The following is a 16,376-nucleotide window of genomic DNA, read 5'->3' on the forward strand; positions in this document are numbered from 1 at the left end:
GATAATGACAAGTGCAACGGTAAAGCCCGTCCTACTGCCGGAGGTTGCCAGGCGGTTCGCGTAGAACCGTCTGGCGGGTGCATTCTGCCTGTCCGCAGCTGATTGTGTTGCTTCTTCCCGATTCCAGTCCGCATGAAAGCGCGGCGAAGTTGCACCATGTCGGATAAATTGATCAGCAAGCGGGCATATCCATGCAATGAAGACTTGTCATCGCGCGCATTTCCATACATCAAGCAGGAAGACTCTATTTTTGACGGAGAGTATGGATATGAAGCGCTTTAGTCTCATCGCGAGTTTGGGGGCCATGTCTGTGGTGCTTGCTGCATGCCAGACCGGCGGCCCGGCGGGAGGCGGCGTGCCAGTGGTCAATCGGACGCCTGCGGGTATTGAAGGCAGCTGGATTGATGCCAATGGCATCACGTCTTCGTTCAATGGCGGTGTGTTTGAGACGCGCACGACCGACACCAACGAAAAGCTTGCTGAAGGCTCTTACCGATATCAGTCGCCGCAGCTGGTTGAGATCGACATGCGCTCGCTGGTGCGCGGCACGGTTTCGCGCGTCAATTGTGCTCTGGTTTCTCCGTCACAGCTCAACTGCACCTCTTCGACCGGCGCGCATTTCTCGCTCAATCGCCGCGCCTGAGGCATGACTGCGCGGGCAAATCCGCATTGAGGACCACTTATCCAGTGGCTTTCTGGCTCGCCAATAGTTGACCATTATCGTCATGATTGCATTTTCGCAATTTGTCGGTAGTTTTGGCGGGTCAGGAGAATAAAATGCTTGAAAATACAGAAACGCTCGGTGCCGCAGCGCAAGGTCAGTGCCAGACTGATGCACCAAGACTGCCGAAGGTTGGCGTCTTGCTGGTCAATCTCGGAACGCCGGATGGCACGAGCTTCGCCCCGATGCGCCGCTATCTGGCCGAGTTTCTTTCCGATCGTCGCGTCATTGAATGGTCACGTCTTTATTGGTATCCGATCCTTTACGGCATTGTGCTCAATACGCGCCCGAAGCGTTCCGGCCGTCTCTATGATCGCATCTGGAACCATGAAAAGAACGAGTCGCCCTTGCGTACCTATACGCGCGCGCAGGGCGAAAAACTCGCCAAGGCCCTGTCGGATCATCCCAATGTCATGGTCGACTGGGCGATGCGCTATGGCCAGCCGTCGATCGAGACCGTCACCAGCCGGCTGCTGGAACAGGGCTGCGAGCGGATTGTCATGTTTCCGCTCTATCCGCAATATTCCGCCACGACCACTGCAACGGTGAATGACAAGTTCTTTGAAACGCTGATGAAAAGGCGTTTCCAGCCGGCTATCCGCATTGTGCCGTCCTATGAGGCCGAGCCCGTCTATATTGAGGCGCTCGCCCGCTCGATCGAACAGCACCTTGCCACTCTCACCTTCAAGCCGGAAGTCATCCTTGCCTCCTATCATGGCATTCCGAAAAGCTATTCGGACAAGGGGGACCCCTATTTCCGGCAGTGCCACGAAACAACGCGGCTGTTGCGCCAGCGTCTGGGAATGGATGAAAACATGCTGCGCACCACCTTCCAGTCGCGCTTCGGCCCGGAAGAATGGCTGCAGCCCTATACGGATGATACGGTCGAGGCTCTGGCAGAACAGGGTGTCAAATCGATTGCCGTGTTCAATCCGGGCTTTGTCGTTGACTGTCTTGAGACGGTTGATGAAATCGGCCATGAGGCAAAGGAAGCCTTCCTTGCCAAGGGTGGCGAGAATTTCAGCCATATTCCCTGCCTCAATGACAGTGAGGACGGCATGCGCGTACTGGAAACACTTGTGCGCCGTGAATTGCAGGGATGGGTTTAGGCCTGTTTCTGCCTTATACTGCCAGAGCAATTCCTTGAAGGCGAATGGATAGAGTGATGAGTGGCTTGGACATTACACTGCTGTTTCTTGTTGCATTGGTGCTGGCTGCCATCTTCGCCGGCATCAAGACAGTGCCGCAGGGCTATAATTACACGGTTGAACGTTTCGGCCGCTATACCCGCACATTGTTGCCAGGCCTGAACCTGATTGTCCCGTTCTTTGACCGGATCGGGGCAAAGCTGAACATGATGGAACAGGTGCTCGATGTTCCGACGCAGGAGGTCATCACCCGCGACAATGCCATTGTCGGTGTGGATGGCGTGGCCTTCTATCAGATCCTGAATGCCGCTCAGGCTGCCTATCAGGTGGCAGATCTCAACTATGCCATTCTCAACCTCACCATGACCAATATCCGCACCGTCATGGGCTCCATGGATCTGGATGAGCTTTTGTCCAACCGCGATGCGATCAATGATCGCCTGCTGCGCGTGGTCGATGAGGCTGCGCACCCATGGGGCATCAAGATGACCCGTGTCGAGATCAAGGACATCAATCCGCCGGCCGATATTGTCACCTCCATGGCGCGCCAGATGAAGGCCGAGCGCGACAAGCGCGCCCAGATTCTGGAAGCCGAAGGCGATCGCAATGCGCAGATCCTGCGCGCTGAAGGCCAGAAACAGGCGCAGATCCTTGAAGCGGAAGGCAAACTGGAAGCTGCCAAACGCGAGGCAGAAGCGCGCGAACGTCTGGCAGAGGCGGAAGCCAAGGCAACGACCATGGTTTCCGAAGCGGTCGCCAATGGCAATGTGCAGGCGCTCAACTATTTCGTGGCGCAGAAATATACCGAAGCGATCAGCAATCTCGCCAGCGCCCAGAACCAGAAAGTGGTGCTGATGCCTCTGGAGGCAAGCTCACTCATTGGCTCGCTCGGCGGCATTGGCGCGATTGCGCGCGAGGTATTTGGCGATAACAAGCAATCCTCTGGCGAGGCTGCCACGCCTCCCCGGCGCGGTAGTGTGCCGCCAAGCGGCAGACAGGTTTGAGCGGCCTGTCCCTGGCGTAAACCGCTTCATCAATCAGGCGCAAGGTCTGCGCCTGTCACGCCAGGGCAGCTGAACGGGCCGCGCAAGAAGGAGCAGAAATGATCATCCATTATCTGACACAGCTTGGGCTCTGGAACTGGTTTCTTGCCAGTCTTCTTCTGCTCATTCTGGAGATCATCATGCCGGGCATTTTCTTCATGTGGTTCGGTCTTGCGGCCCTGATGACCGGCACGCTTGCATTCCTGTTTGCCGCCTCTCTCGGGTTTGGCTGGCAGGCGCAGGTCATCACCTTCTTGATCCTGTCGGTCGCCATTGTTGTCATTGGCCGCCGCTTTCTGGGGGCGCAGACAAGCCCCGGTGATCCGCTCATCAATCAGCGCGGCGAGCAGCTGATCGGCATGCGCGCAACCCTTGACGAGACAATCGTCAATGGCCGCGGCCGCATTCGCATCAATGACACGCTGTGGCGTGTGACTGGCCCCGATCTTGCCGCAGGCACCCGTGTCCGGGTCGTTGCATTCAATCCGATTTCGCTGGAAGTCGAAGTCGAGGCAGACGAGCAGCCCGCGCATGATCAACAATCATGAGCGACCATCATAAAGACAATTGCAGTGCATAATCAGAATAGTGGCGCGGCAAGCGCACAAACCGGGTCAGCTATCGACTTCAGCACGGAACGTTACTGGAAGCAGAATCTGGCTGTGTGTCTGATCGGGTCATTCACGACCCTGGTCGCCATGTCGCTGCTTCTGCCGTTCCTGCCGCTTTATGTCGAGGAGCTTGGCGTGGAAGACCATGCGGCCATCGTGCAATGGTCTGGCATTGCCTATGGCGCGACATTCCTGTCGGCGGCACTGGTCGCTCCCTTATGGGGCAGGCTTGGCGATCGCTATGGCCGCAAGCTGATGCTGATCCGCGCAAGCCTTGGCATGGCGATTGCCATGTCGCTGATCGGCATGGTGGAAAATATCTGGCAGCTGGTGGGGCTGCGTCTGTTTGTCGGCATTGCCGGCGGCTATTCCTCCGGCTCGATGATCCTTGTCGCCACGCAAACGCCGAAGGAAAAGACCGGCTGGGCTCTGGGTGCCTTGTCTGCCGGCATCATGGCCGGCAATCTGGCGGGCCCGCTGCTTGGTGGCGCGCTGCCGCCCATCATCGGCATTCGCGCCACATTCTGGCTTGCCGGCGGGGTGATTTTCCTCACCTTCCTTGCCACGACCTTTCTCATCCGCGAAGAACGTGTGCCACCAAAGCGCGCGAAAGGCGAAAAAACCGAAAGCATCTGGTCGGCCATACCCGACAAGCGCCCGGTCATCGCCATGCTGTTTACCGGCATGCTGTTGATGTTTGCCAATATGTCGATCGAGCCGATCATTACCGTCTATGTGATGCAGCTGATGCAGGATCAGGCAAGTGTCACCTTTGTCTCCGGCCTGGTCATGGCTGCCGCTGCACTGGGCAGCATTCTGTCCGCCTCTCGGCTTGGCAGGCTTGCCGACCGCATCGGCCACAGCCGCATCATCATTGGCGCGCTTGGCGTTGCTGCCCTGCTTCTCATTCCACAGGCCTTTGTCAAGGAAGCCTGGCAGCTCATTGGCTTGCGCTTTCTGATGGGGCTGGCACTGGGTGGGCTCCTGCCCTGCATTTCCGCCGTCATCCGGCATAATGTGCCGGATCGTGTTGCCGGTGGTGTTCTGGGTTATTCCGTCTCGTCACAATATGTCGGACAGGTTGCCGGCCCCGGTTGCCGGCGGTTTTGTCGGGGGCCATTTCGGCATGCAGGCAGTGTTTCTTGGCACCTGCATGCTGATGGCCTTTGGCGCCTTTTATAATTTGAGCGTGCTGCGTCGGTCCTGAATGCAAGGCCCGGGCTGCACGGTTCAGATCGTATAGCCGCCATCGATGCTGAGTGCGGTGCCCGTCACCATGGAAGCATCATCCGAGGCAAGCCAGAGGGCAGCTTCCGCCACATCTTCCTGTCTGGAAAAGCGCCCCAGCGGAATGCTTGCCTTCAGTTCGGCACGCGCTTCGGCCGTATCTTCAGCCAGGAAAACCCCTAGGGCATCACTGTCGCTTTCAGCCGGGCAGATGCAGTTGACGCGGATATTCTTGTCTGCAAGTTCCAGCGCCATGGCGCGTGTGGCCGCCACCACCCAGCTTTTGGAGGCGCAATACCAGGCAAGCCCCTTGCGCGGGCGCAGTGCGGTTGCCGAAGCCGTATTGATGATCACGCCGCCGCGCTGGTGTTCCATGATCGGCACGACGATCTGCGATGAGTAATAAAGCGCCTTCATGTTGACCGCCGTGATGAGATCAAAACTCGTCTCGTCTACCTGATAAAGCGGCTGGTTGCGGTGGGTGAAGCCGGCATTGTTGACCATGATGTCGATGCGGCCATGGGCTTCATAAGCCGTGCGCGCCAGCTTTTCCATGTCATCCTTGCGCGAGACATCGGCCTGTACCGCAATTGCCGCGGCCCCGATATCCGCCATTTCATCCTCGACGCGTTTGATATTGATGTCAGCCAGCACGACCTTTGCGCCCTCGGCGGCAAAACGGCGCGCCATGCCGGAGCCAAAGCCAGAGCCTGCCCCAGTGATGATCGCAACCTTGTCCTGAAGTCTTTTCATCTGTCCTCCTTTGCCGGTGGATGCCGGTCAGGTTTGTTCCTGTCTGCATACCGTTGAAACGCGCCTGTCCAGGCCAACATATTGGATGATGAACACAGCATATATGGATAAGCGGTTAATCTGGCCTGTCGAAACTGGCTCCATATGCGCCATATGCGGTTTTGTTGCAAAACTTATCGGTTACAGACGCAGATCTGTTGAATTTAAATCGATTAGATTATAGACAGTCCCTACGCGTCAAACATAACTGTCGTCATTGATCCGCATCATGATAAAGTTGATCCACGGCGACGAGGCAAGTGATTTGCGTCAGATGGAAGAGAGCGAAGGATGACCAGCCAGACCATACCGGTAGAGCCTTTTGATTGCATCATTTTTGGCGGCACTGGCGATCTTGCCGAACGCAAGCTGATTCCTGCGCTTTATCAGCGCCAGCGTGCGGGGCAACTGACCGAACCGACGCGGTTCATCGGCGCATCACGCAGCCAGATGACGGAAGAACAGTATCAGGATTTTGCACGCAATGCGATCAAGGCCCATGTCAAGCCGGACGAGATCGACGAGGCGGAAGTCGAAACCTTTGTCAAGCGCTTCAGCTATACTGTCATTGACGCAAAATCCGATGAAGGCTGGGATACGCTGAAAAACCTGATCGGCAGGAAGCCGGCAAGGATTCGCGCCTTTTATCTGGCGGTTGCGCCAAGCTTGTTTGGCGAGATTGCCTCGCGGCTGAAAGCGCATGGGCTGATCACGCGCGAAACCCGCATCATCGTGGAAAAACCGATCGGCCGCGACCTGCAATCGGCAAAGATACTCAATGACACGCTGGGCAGCGTGTTCCACGAAGACCAGATTTTCCGCATTGACCATTATCTCGGCAAGGAAACGGTGCAGAATCTGGCTGCACTGCGCTTTGCCAATGCGCTTTACGAGCCATTATGGAACAATGCCCATATCGACCATGTGCAGATCACGGTGGCTGAGGAAGTCGGCCTGGAAGGCCGTGCAGGCTATTACAATACGGCCGGCGCGCTGCGCGACATGGTGCAGAACCATATTCTGCAGCTTCTCTGCCTTGTTGCCATGGAACCGCCTGCCTCGCTTGAGGCCGATGCCATGCATGATGAAAAGGTCAAGGTTCTGCGTTCGCTGAAGCCGATCAATACGTCCAATGTCGAGGACCTCACCGTGCGCGGCCAGTATCGTGCCGGCGCCTCGGCTGGCGGGCCGGTCAAGGGCTATCTCGAAGACCTCAATGCCGAAAGCAGCAATACCGAAACCTTTGTCGCCATCAAGGCAGAGATTGCCAACTGGCGCTGGGCGGGCGTGCCGTTTTACCTGCGCACCGGCAAGCGGCTTGCCGCACGCGTTTCGGAGATCGTTGTCACCTTCAAGTCGATCCCGCATTCGATTTTCGGTGAAAGTGCGGGCAAGGTCATGCAGAACCAGCTCGTCATCAGGCTGCAGCCGGATGAAGGCGTCAAGCAATGGCTGATGATCAAGGATCCGGGCCCGGGCGGCATGCGTCTGCGCCATGTGCCGCTCGACATGAGCTTTGCGACATCCTTCAATGAGCGCAACCCGGACGCCTATGAACGGCTCTTGATGGACGTGGTGCGCGGCAATCAGACCCTGTTCATGCGCCGTGACGAGGTGGAAGCTGCATGGGCATGGGTCGATCCGATCCTGGATGCCTGGGAACAGAATGCCCAACCCGTGCAGGGCTATACGGCCGGCACATGGGGCCCGTCGGCATCGATCGCGCTGATTGAACGGGATGGCCGTACCTGGCACGAAAGTGTTTGATTTTACCGCCCTGCGCAGGATCAATGCACAGATATGATCGTTGGTCTGATATGATAGACGCAACTTTCTGATCTGGAACCATGAGGAACGGCATGACAATAGAACGGCATGATTTCACCACTGGCACAGAACTGGCACAGAGCCTTGCCGAGGTTGTTGCAAACAAGCTTGCGGATGCCATTGCTACACGTGGTCATGCCATTCTGGCGGTTTCGGGCGGCAATACGCCGATCCGCCTGTTTGAAGTCCTGTCACGCCAGCCGATCGACTGGAATCTCGTCACTATCACACTGGTTGATGAACGTTTTGTGCCGGTCGATCACGAGCGATCCAATGAAAAACTGGTGCGCGACCATCTGCTGCGCGAACATGCCCGGGTGGCGCGTTTTGTCGGACTTTGCAATGCCGCAAGCACGGTGAATACCGCCGCCCTTGCCGCATCCAGTCGCATTGACGGGTTGCGCCGTCCGTTTGACGTGGTCCTGCTTGGCATGGGGCTTGACGGGCATACGGCCTCCTTCTTTCCCAGGGCCGACAGGCTTGATCAGGCAATCGACCCAACCACGCGAGCGCTTGTGCTGCCCATCCACGCCGAGGGTGCCGGCGAAAAACGCCTGACGCTGACCCTGCCCCTGCTCATCGAAGCGCAGCTTCTCGTGCTGCATATTGAAGGGGCCGACAAGAACGTCGTGTTTGAAAAGGCGCTTGCCGGCGATGACGAGCACGAAATGCCCATCCGGGCAGTGCTGCATCATGCCAGGCATCCGCTTCAGGTTTATTATGCCAACTAGAGCAATCGCGATAGTCACGGAAACGCTGAATTGCTCTGACATATTGTTTTTCCGCAGTTCCGGATCAAAGGACGGGTTCCCATTTTTCCAGGAACTGCTCCAGCTTTCGCATGGCCTGTCGGGCCGGGCGAAATGTCAGCCATGAAATCAGGCAGATTGCCAGACCGAGTAAAGCCAATGTCCAGTTCCGCCCATAGACGCATTCAGGAAATTACCGCACGTATCAGGGAGCGTTCAAAGCCGACCCGCGAGGCCTATTTGGCACGGGTGCGGGAGGCCGCTTCCAGCAAGCCAAAACGGTCCATGCTTGGTTGTGGCAATCTTGCCCATGGTTTTGCCGCCTGCGGGCCGCATGACAAATCAGCCCTTGCCGGCGATGTGGTGCCCAATCTTGGCATCATCACTGCCTATAATGACATGTTGTCGGCGCATCAGCCGTTCGAAACCTTTCCGCAACTGATCAAGCAGGCCGCGCGAGAAGCAGGCGGCGTGGCACAGGTTGCAGGCGGTGTTCCAGCCATGTGCGATGGCGTGACGCAGGGCTTTGCCGGCATGGAACTGTCGCTGTTCTCGCGTGATGTGATTGCCATGGCAACCGCTGTTGGCCTGTCGCATGACATGTTTGATGCGGCAGTCTATCTTGGCGTCTGCGACAAGATCGTGCCGGGCCTTATCATTGGCGCTCTCACCTTTGGCCATCTGCCGGCCGTGTTCATTCCGGCCGGGCCAATGACTTCCGGCCTGCCCAATGATGAAAAGGCCAGAATCCGCCAGCTTTATGCCGAAGGCAGGGTGGGCCGCGCCGAACTGCTGGAATCGGAGTCGAAATCCTATCACGGCCCCGGCACCTGCACTTTCTATGGCACGGCCAATTCCAACCAGATGCTGATGGAGATCATGGGGCTGCACCTGCCGGGCGCCTCCTTCATCAATCCCGGCACACCTTTGCGCGATGCCCTGACACGCGAAGCCGCCAGGCGGGCGCTCGCCATCACTGCCCTTGGCAATGAATATACCCCGATCGGCGAAATGCTCGATGAACGCTCTTTCGTCAATGGCGTGATCGGGCTCAATGCCACGGGTGGTTCAACCAACCACACGATCCACCTGATCGCCATGGCAGCCGCTGCCGGTATCAAATTGACCTGGCACGATATTTCGGAAATTTCAGATGTTGTGCCCTTGCTTGCCCGCGTCTATCCGAACGGGCTTGCCGATGTGAACCATTTCCATGCCGCAGGCGGCATGGGCTTCCTCATTCGCGAGCTGCTTGACGGTGGCATCCTGCATGAAGATGTCCGCACTGTCTGGGGCGAAGGTCTGCGCGCCTATGCGATTGAACCGAAACTGGGGCCAAACGGCACGGTACTGCGTGAGCCTGTGCCGGAAAAAAGCGGCGATGAAAAGGTTCTCACCACGATCAGCAAACCTTTCCAGCCATCTGGCGGCATCAAGGTGCTGACCGGCAATATCGGCAATGCCATCATCAAGGTCTCGGCCGTGAAGCCTGACCGCCATGTCATTGAAGCGCCAGCCAGAATTTTCAATGATCAGGCGGAAATGCAGGCTGCGTTCAAGGCTGGCGATCTCACCGGCGATTTTGTTGCGGTCGTGCGCTATCAGGGGCCAAAGGCCAATGGCATGCCGGAACTGCACAAGCTGATGACCGTGCTTGGCGTGCTGCAGGATCGCGGACAGCGTGTGGCGCTTGTCACCGATGGACGCCTGTCGGGAGCATCCGGCAAGGTGCCCTCCGCCATTCATGTCACGCCGGAGGCACTCGATGGCGGCGTGATCGGCAAGATCCGCAATGGCGATCTTGTCCGCCTGGATGCGGTCAAGGGTACGCTGGATGTCTTGCTTGATCCGGAAACGCTGGACAGCCGTATGGCAGAACGCCCTGATCTTTCCGGCAATGAACATGGCGTGGGCCGGGAGCTGTTCCGCGCCTTCCGCCAGTTTGCCGGACGCGCCGATGAAGGGGCATCGGTGTTCTGACGCAGGGCTGGCCGGTTTGCTCGTGCCCGGATGAACGCAGGCAAGGCAGATCTGCCTTGCCTTGAAATGCGCGCAAAATGCGTTTGAAGGCGCGAAAAAGTGCCTGTAATTATGTCAAAACCGTGGCGTTTTTACGCCAGTATTGCGGCAGGCGGCGGCCAGCGTATTGGCCATGAGCAGCGCGATGGTCATCGGGCCGACACCGCCCGGAACCGGGGTAATGGCACCAGCCACCTTTTCAGCCTCGACAAAATCCACGTCACCAACCAGACGCGTCTTGCCCTCGCCCTTTTCCGGTGCCGGAATACGGTTGATGCCGACATCGATCACGGTCGCGCCCGGCTTGATCCAGTCTGCCTTGACCATTTGCGGGCGACCGACGGCAGCAACCAGAATATCGGCATTGCGCGCAATGGCAGGCAGATCCCTGGTACGGCTATGGGCAACCGTCACGGTCGCATTGGCGGCCAGAAGCAGGTTGAACATCGGCTTGCCGACAATGTTGGAACGGCCGATCACAATCGCATTGAGCCCCGACAGATCGCGGCCATGAATACGTTCGATCATGATCATGGCGCCTGCCGGCGTGCAGGGCACAAAGGCCGTTTCAATCTCGCCGGTGCCAAGCTTGCCGACATTGATGAAATGGAAGCCATCGACATCCTTGTCCGGGGAAATGGTCTGGATCACACGCCCGGCATCAATATGTTTTGGCAGCGGAAGCTGTACCAGAATGCCGTGGATGGCCGGATCATTGTTGAGGCTTTCGATCAGGTCGAGCAGTTCCTGTTCCGAGGTTGATTCCGGCAGTGCATGCTGGACAGAATGGAAGCCGCATTCTTTTGCCTTCTTGCTCTTGGATGCAACATAGACCTGGCTTGCCGGATCCTCGCCGACGATGATCACGGCAATGCCCGGAACAACGCCGGTTGCCGCGACAAGCTTCTGGGTTTCCGTCTTCACCGTGGAAACGACTTCCTCGGCGAGTTTCTTGCCATCGATCAATTTGGCCATAACAGCGCGTGCTCCATTACATATAGTGTCGGAAGATGTCGTTCCCCTTATCACAACCATGCCCATAAGCGCGATGTGGCGCAAAAACAATCTCAGAAGCGCATTCTGGACAGATGTTTTTAACTGAGGGTCGAGAAATGCCGCAGCATGAAAGTTGTTTCATAAATAAGCGCTACAGTGGCGAGAACCGCATGAAAGCGTGGATTTTTCACTGTCGCGCCGGTGATGCACAGCGCAATGAAAATCATGATGCGGATCGGATATTCGATGCCATATTGTTCGAAATGCTCATTTCCCTTGATCAAGGTGTCGATGACATCGGCGGCATATAAAAGCCCAAGCAGACCGAAAAACCAGCTGCGGCGCGACAGGAAATAATCCTGATAACCGGTATAGTCTTCCAGACTGTCTGGGAACAACAGCGTGCAGAGGAAGAAATAGACGCCGGTATAGCCAAGCACGAAAAGGTATTTTTCAAACGTCCAGAGCGGAATGCTTCTGAGGCCAAATTCAAACCACCAGAAGTGCATCATCGACAAAAGCAGGAAGGCGCACCAGGCAAAATGAACAGGATAGATGCGGCTTTTTCCCGGATGCTGGATGAAGCGTGCAAGGCCGATAAGAATGCGGGAAACCCCAAGGCCAAGAATGATGCCGATGATCATGCGGATATGGGTAAAGGCCTCCGCCGGCAATACGCTTGTCTTCCCCCCGAAATCCATCGCCCCTCGCTGAACACGCCTGTTTTCCATCATAGTAGCGAGCAATATCAGGTTATCCAGCATTATTTGCAATCAATTCACGTAAATGGCATGGCTTTTCCGGGGTGCTGGATTTAGCCTTCCGGGCAGTTCCAGGAAAAGTGGGAAGCGGTTTTCCGTCCGGGAACTGCGCGATAACAATATGCTGGAGCAATTCGGATTTTCCATGAAAGCCGAACTGCTTCGGTCGAGTTGCGGCCGGTTTGCGGATCAATATGTCCGCCGGATTGCGCTCTGGATTACGACAATTTTGATGGGACGGCACAATGCAGGATAAGGTCATTCTGGTCGGTTGCGGAAATATGGGCTTTGCCATGCTGCAGGGGTGGCTTGCGAGCGCCATGCTCAAGGCTGACAATGTGCATGTCGTCGAGCCGAATGCGGCATTGCAGGATCGCGCGGCAGCACTTGGCGTGCATGTTCATGCCGATACTGAAGCGCTTGACGCGGCACTTGCGCCGCGCCTTGTCATCATTGCCGTCAAGCCGCAGGTGATGAATGCTGTGTTGCCTGCCTATAAGCGTTTTGCACCCAATGCCACCTTTGTCAGCGTTGCGGCCGGCATTCCGGTTGCGCTCTATGAAAAGATTCTGGGTGAAAATGCCCCCATCATCCGCTGCATGCCCAATACGCCAGCAGCCATCGGCAAAGGCATGCTGGTGACCTACAAGAATGGTAATGTGAGCGGCGAAACGGAAGCCTTCGTGGCGCGGCTTCTTGAAACCTCCGGCAAGGTTGCAAGCGTTGATGACGAGGCCCTGATGGATGCCGTCACTGCCGTTTCCGGTTCTGGCCCGGCCTATGTCTTCCACTTCATCGAGGCGCTGACCGATGCCGGTGTTTCGGCTGGTCTGCCGCGCGAGACTGCAGCCCTGCTTGCCATGCAGACGGTGATGGGCGCAGGCGCGCTTGCCGCGCAAAGCAGCGAAACGCCGGCCAGATTGCGCGAACAGGTGACAAGCCCGAATGGCACAACGGCCGCCGCCCTGGCCGTTTTGATGGGCGAGGACCGACTGAAAAAGCTTGTGGCGGAAGCAGTTGAGGCCGCACGGGCACGCTCGGTCGAGCTTGGAAGGGGATGAGTTAAATCACAAAGTCATAAATGAGTGATAACTCATTGAAATAAATATATTATAGCGCCTTTTAATATCTGCTGTCTGGCTCTGGAACGGTCAGATATGAAGCACTGGCACGGCATCAATCAGTGCCTTTGTGATCGATGCCTGCGGGGTCTGGATGATGTGCCGCGTTGGGCCCGTTTCGACGATTCTGCCGCCACGCGCCCCGCGCTCCATCACCGCAATGCGGTGGGCAAGCTGGGCGGCAACCGCCAGATCGTGCGTGATGAAGAGATAGCTCGTGCCTTCTTCCTGCTGGATGTCGCTGAGCAGTCTGAGAATGCTGCCACGCACGGTGACATCAAGGGCTGAGACCGCCTCATCAAGAATGATCAGCGACGGTTTGCTGGCAAGGGCGCGGGCAAGCGCAACGCGCTGGCGCTGGCCGCCCGATATTGCATGCACGCCGCGCGAAAGCAGTCTTGCATCAAGGCCAACCAGATCGAGAAGTTCTGCCGGACTGCGTCTGATACCATGAATGCGCAAGGGCTCACGCAGCACGTCTTCCACGCTGGCACGCGGGTTGAAGGCTGAAAGCGGATCCTGAAACACCATCTGTATCTTCGCGCGGGCGCGGCGCAGCCCTGCCCCGCGCAAGGCTAGCCAATCCTGCCCCTCAAGGCGGATCGTACCACCTGTCAGGGGAATGAGCCGAAGCAAGGCGCGCGCTAATGTTGACTTGCCACAGCCAGATGGGCCGACAAGCGCCAGTGTTTCGCCGCGCGCCAGCGTGAGGCCTATCCTGTCTAGAACCGGCATTGCGCCATGGCATACCGAGAGATCGTCAACCTGCAAAAGCGTTTCAGCCATCAGACCGCTCCAGACGTGGCACCGCGGCAATCAGTGCCCTGGTATAATCATTTTGCGGGGTGGTGAGGATTTGCGCCGCACGGCCCGCCTCAATCAGCCGGCCGTGGCGGAATACGGCCATGTGGTCGGCAATGCTGCCTGCCAGCGCAATGTCATGCGTGATGAAAATCAGTGTCATGGCTTTCTCGCGCACGAGGCCAGCCAGAAGCTCCATGATTTGCTTTTGCACGATCGTGTCAAGCGCGCTTGTCGGCTCATCGGCAATAAGCAGGTGCGGATTGGCGGCAATCGCAATGGCAATGGCGATACGCTGTTTCTGTCCACCGGAAAACTGATGCGGATAGCGCCTAAAGGCCTTTTCCGGCTCGGGGATTCTCACCCGCTCAATGAGCGCAATGGCGCGCCTTTCCGCCTCGCTCCGGCTGAGCTTTGCATGGCTGCGGATGACTTCAACCAGCTGCGCGCCAATGTGCATCAATGGATCAAGACTTGCCGCCGGATCCTGAAACACGAAGCCGATGTCGCGTCCGGCCCTTGGCGGTTCGCCCTGCCAGTCCATCTGCCCTGAAAGGCTGGCATCTTTCGGCAAAAGGCCTGCAAGCGCCAGTGCCAGCGTGCTTTTGCCAGAGCCGCTTTCACCAATGATTGCAAGAACTTCGCCAGATTTTATCAAGAGATTGACGCAATCCAACGCGCAAATGGCGCCATAGCGGACAGAGACATTTTCAAGTGCCACAAGTCTGGTCATGGCTGTACCACACGTCTTGCCATGGCATTCGTCACCCCTTCGCTTACGAGATAGACACCAACCACGCTGAGCGCCAGCGCAATGCCCGGCAGGATCGAGATCCATGGTGCAGAGCGCAGCACGGTTCGCCCTTCGGCAATCATGCCGCCCCAGGTCACGCGGTTCGGATCGCCAAGTCCAAGGAAGGACAGGGCTGCCTCGATCAATATGGCCGCGGCGACGATGACCGGCACAAGCGCCAGAACCGGCGGCAGGGCGTTGGGCAAGATCTGCCGGAAGGCGATTTCCAGCGGGTGCATGCCGATCACCCTGGCAGCGGCGACATAGTCGCTTTCGCGGATGGATAAGACCTGCCCGCGTGTCATGCGCGCAGCCTGCGTCCAGCTTGAAAGGGCAATGGCTGCAATCAGCACTGGCAGGGACGGTCCGGCAATACTGACCAGTGCCAGTGCCAGCAGAAAGCCCGGCACGGTCTGAAAGGCTTCCGTAATGCGCATCAGCGCCTCATCGACCAGTCCGCCGGCAAAGCCGGCAAGCGTGCCAACCAAACTTCCCAGCAGGATTGCCGCTGCCGCTGCAACCAGCCCGATCAGAAGCGACGTGCGCGCGCCATAAAAGATTCCGGCCAGCACATCACGGCCAAGCCGGTCGGTGCCAAGGGGCAGGCCCGCCTGTTCAAATGGTTGCAGCAAGGGGGGCGCGGCAATGCGCAATGGATCGCCGGGAAAGAGCACAGGGGCAGAAAGCGCCATCAGCATCAGGCAGAAAAGGATGATGGCCCCGGCTGTGCCCTCGCCTGTTGCAAAAAACCGTTTTACGCCGTTCACGTCCGGCCTCCATCAGCGCGAATGCGCGGGTCGAGCCAGAGATAGAGGAGATCAACCACGAAGTTGACCAGGATCACCATGAGCGCACTGGTGAGAATGACGCCGAGCAGAAGTGCGGTATCGCGCGCGGCCACTGCTTCCTGTGCCAGACGGCCAAGGCCCGGAATGGCAAAGACGCTTTCAATCACCACACTGCCGCTAAGCATGCTGGCCGATTGCAGGCCAAGCATGGTGACAAGCGGCAGGGCGGCACTGCGCACAATATGGAACAGTACGATGCGCGGGCGGGAAATGCCGCGCGCCTTCAGCGCCCGGACAAAATCCATGCGCCAGATCTCTGTCATGGCAGCGCGCATGACGCGCAGGTAAAGGGCAAGATAGATCATGGCCAAGGCAATGACCGGCAGGATCAGATGACGGATAACATCGACAGCACGGGCAATCCCCTGTTTGCCGGAGGCGATGGTTTCAATGCCGCTTGATGGCAGCCAGCGCAGCCGGATGGAAAACAGAATGACCAGAACCAGTGCCAGCCAGAAGCCCGGTATGGCATAAAGCACAAGCGAGGTGACCGAAAGAAAGCGGTCGCGGAAACTGCCTGGACGTGCGCCGGCAACAATGCCAAGCAGTGAGCCGCAGGCAAAGGACAGCGCAGTCGCCGCCCCCATCAGCATCAGCGTATTGGGCAGGCGTTCGAGAATGAGGCCCAGAATGGGACGCGAAAAGCTGACCGACCAGCCGAGATTGCCATTCAGAAGGGCTGAGCAATAGGCGACAAGACGGTGCCAGAGCGATTGATCAAGCCCCCAGCGGGCGCGCATTTCGGCAATTGCTGCCGCATCGCCACCAAATGTCACCGCATAGGCATCCACCGCATCGCCGGGCGCTGCCTCCAGCAGCAAAAAACAGCCGACAATGACAATCAGCAGCACGATCATGCTGCCGATCAGGCGCTGTTTCAGAAGGGCAACAATCTGCGGCACGCCGGGCGATGTCCTTG

At 57.7% G+C, this 16,376-nt stretch carries 14 protein-coding genes and 2 pseudogenes; 9 read left to right on the forward strand and 7 right to left on the reverse strand.

The window, feature by feature from the left end; translation table 11 throughout:
• Positions 1-268 precede the first annotated feature (268 nt).
• From omp10 to ACFO1V_RS04790, 5 genes and pseudogenes are all read left to right on the forward strand, one after another.
• On the forward strand, positions 269-643 hold the full coding sequence (gene omp10 / locus ACFO1V_RS04770) for an outer membrane lipoprotein Omp10 (protein WP_374831378.1): 375 nt from the start codon (positions 269-271) through the stop codon (positions 641-643).
• A gap of 197 nt (positions 644-840) precedes the next feature.
• Positions 841-1,830 (forward strand): annotated as a pseudogene (hemH, locus tag ACFO1V_RS04775) (ferrochelatase); the annotation flags it as partial.
• A gap of 56 nt (positions 1,831-1,886) precedes the next feature.
• A complete protein-coding gene (locus ACFO1V_RS04780; RefSeq protein WP_374831376.1) occupies positions 1,887-2,873 on the forward strand; it encodes an SPFH domain-containing protein in 987 nt (328 codons plus the stop codon).
• Positions 2,874-2,971: 98 nt separating this feature from the next.
• Positions 2,972-3,460, forward strand: a complete 489-nt coding sequence (locus tag ACFO1V_RS04785) for an NfeD family protein (RefSeq protein WP_374831374.1) — start codon at positions 2,972-2,974, stop codon at positions 3,458-3,460.
• A gap of 24 nt (positions 3,461-3,484) precedes the next feature.
• Positions 3,485-4,730, forward strand: a pseudogene (locus ACFO1V_RS04790) (multidrug efflux MFS transporter).
• Positions 4,731-4,753: 23 nt separating this feature from the next.
• On the opposite strand, the gene ACFO1V_RS04795 reads toward ACFO1V_RS04790, so the two are convergent.
• A complete protein-coding gene (locus ACFO1V_RS04795) occupies positions 4,754-5,503 on the reverse strand; it encodes a glucose 1-dehydrogenase (RefSeq protein ID WP_374831372.1) in 750 nt (249 codons plus the stop codon).
• Positions 5,504-5,833: 330 nt separating this feature from the next.
• Here ACFO1V_RS04795 and zwf point away from each other — a divergent pair, with 330 nt between their 5' ends.
• The 3 genes from zwf to edd all read left to right on the forward strand — a co-directional run bounded on the left by zwf (position 5,834) and on the right by edd (position 10,098).
• Positions 5,834-7,309 carry a glucose-6-phosphate dehydrogenase gene (gene zwf, locus ACFO1V_RS04800; RefSeq protein ID WP_374831370.1) on the forward strand — a complete coding sequence of 492 codons (1,476 nt, stop codon included), beginning with the start codon at positions 5,834-5,836 and terminating at the stop codon, positions 7,307-7,309.
• 92 nt (positions 7,310-7,401) lie between these two features.
• On the forward strand, positions 7,402-8,100 hold the full coding sequence (gene pgl / locus ACFO1V_RS04805; protein ID WP_374831368.1) for a 6-phosphogluconolactonase: 699 nt from the start codon (positions 7,402-7,404) through the stop codon (positions 8,098-8,100).
• Between the two features lie 177 nt (positions 8,101-8,277).
• Complete coding sequence (edd, locus tag ACFO1V_RS04810) at positions 8,278-10,098, forward strand: phosphogluconate dehydratase (RefSeq protein WP_374831366.1); 1,821 nt, start codon at positions 8,278-8,280, stop codon at positions 10,096-10,098.
• Between the two features lie 114 nt (positions 10,099-10,212).
• On the opposite strand, the gene folD is transcribed toward edd, so the two are convergent.
• Both folD and ACFO1V_RS04820 read right to left on the reverse strand, forming a co-directional pair.
• Complete coding sequence (gene folD / locus ACFO1V_RS04815; protein ID WP_374831363.1) at positions 10,213-11,112, reverse strand: bifunctional methylenetetrahydrofolate dehydrogenase/methenyltetrahydrofolate cyclohydrolase FolD; 900 nt, start codon at positions 11,110-11,112, stop codon at positions 10,213-10,215.
• 119 nt (positions 11,113-11,231) lie between these two features.
• A complete protein-coding gene (locus ACFO1V_RS04820; RefSeq protein ID WP_374831361.1) occupies positions 11,232-11,834 on the reverse strand; it encodes a hypothetical protein in 603 nt (200 codons plus the stop codon).
• A gap of 305 nt (positions 11,835-12,139) precedes the next feature.
• On the opposite strand from ACFO1V_RS04820, the gene proC reads away from it, so the two are divergent.
• Positions 12,140-12,955, forward strand: a complete 816-nt coding sequence (gene proC, locus ACFO1V_RS04825; protein ID WP_374831359.1) for a pyrroline-5-carboxylate reductase — start codon at positions 12,140-12,142, stop codon at positions 12,953-12,955.
• Between the two features lie 90 nt (positions 12,956-13,045).
• Here proC and ACFO1V_RS04830 read toward each other — a convergent pair whose 3' ends face one another.
• The 4 genes from ACFO1V_RS04830 to ACFO1V_RS04845 are packed head-to-tail and all read right to left on the reverse strand — an operon-like array spanning position 13,046 to position 16,359.
• Positions 13,046-13,801, reverse strand: coding sequence for an ABC transporter ATP-binding protein (locus ACFO1V_RS04830; protein WP_374831357.1), 756 nt, complete (start codon positions 13,799-13,801; stop codon positions 13,046-13,048).
• Positions 13,794-14,549: an ATP-binding cassette domain-containing protein gene (locus ACFO1V_RS04835; protein ID WP_374831355.1), complete on the reverse strand. Its 756-nt coding sequence runs from the start codon at positions 14,547-14,549 to the stop codon at positions 13,794-13,796. The genes ACFO1V_RS04830 and ACFO1V_RS04835 overlap by 8 nt, the downstream gene beginning before the upstream one ends.
• Positions 14,546-15,376 (reverse strand): ABC transporter permease, encoded by an 831-nt coding sequence (locus ACFO1V_RS04840; protein ID WP_374831353.1) that lies wholly within the window; start codon positions 15,374-15,376, stop codon positions 14,546-14,548. The genes ACFO1V_RS04835 and ACFO1V_RS04840 overlap by 4 nt, the downstream gene beginning before the upstream one ends.
• Positions 15,373-16,359 (reverse strand): ABC transporter permease, encoded by a 987-nt coding sequence (locus tag ACFO1V_RS04845; protein WP_374831351.1) that lies wholly within the window; start codon positions 16,357-16,359, stop codon positions 15,373-15,375. The genes ACFO1V_RS04840 and ACFO1V_RS04845 overlap by 4 nt, the downstream gene beginning before the upstream one ends.
• Between the last annotated feature and the right edge of the window lie 17 nt (positions 16,360-16,376).

The organism is Daeguia caeni, assembly GCF_042653845.1.
Lineage (GTDB): Bacteria > Pseudomonadota > Alphaproteobacteria > Rhizobiales > Rhizobiaceae > Brucella > Brucella caeni.